This window comes from Vibrio sp. 1249-1 (genome assembly GCF_033340495.1).
In genome coordinates this window covers 1-628 of the sequence record NZ_JAWOWJ010000725.1, presented here as the reverse complement: position 1 = coordinate 628, position 628 = coordinate 1, and the positions used below count along the sequence as shown (strand labels likewise).

Here is a 628-nt window from a genome sequence, read left to right as displayed (position 1 = left end):
CGCGCTGGAAGAACCAACCAGTTGAAATACTCTCTCTATGCTTCCTGAACTGGTTGCAGCAAACGTAGGGTCGGTAAAAATTGAAGGCCGTCAACGCAGCCCTGCCTATGTAGAGCAAGTTACTCGCACTTGGCGCGCTGCAATTGATCGTTACCAAGCAAACCCAGAAGCTTACCAAGTCGAAGCAGCTTGGGATGCCGCACTGGCTAACGTTTCTGAAGGTACGCAAACCACGCTGGGTGCATACCACCGTAAATGGCAGTAGAGGTTAAGATGGAAAATTCAATGAAATACGCACTTGGCCCACTGCTGTACTTCTGGCCAAAACAAGATATCGAAGCATTTTACTTACAAGCAAAAGAAAGCTCGGCAGACATTATCTACTTGGGTGAAACCGTTTGTTCAAAACGTCGCGAGATGAAACCTGCTCATTGGTTCGATATTGCCAAAGACCTATCGGCATCCGGTAAGCAAGTGGTGCTTTCCACCATGGCATTGTTGGAAGCACCAAGCGAAGTCAATATCATGAAGAAGTATATCGATAATGGTGACTTTGCGATTGAAGCAAATGACGTGTCCGCAGTTCAACTGGCGTCTGAACACAAAGTCCCATTTGTCGTTGGCCCAG

The 628-nt window shown here is 47.5% G+C and carries 2 pseudogenes; both read left to right on the top strand.

From position 1 onward, the window contains the following. A pseudogene (locus R7Z50_RS28575) lies at positions 1-265 on the top strand (peptidase U32 family protein); the annotation flags it as partial. A 20-nt stretch (positions 266-285) separates the two neighbouring features. Further along, a pseudogene (locus R7Z50_RS28570) lies at positions 286-628 on the top strand (U32 family peptidase); the annotation flags it as partial.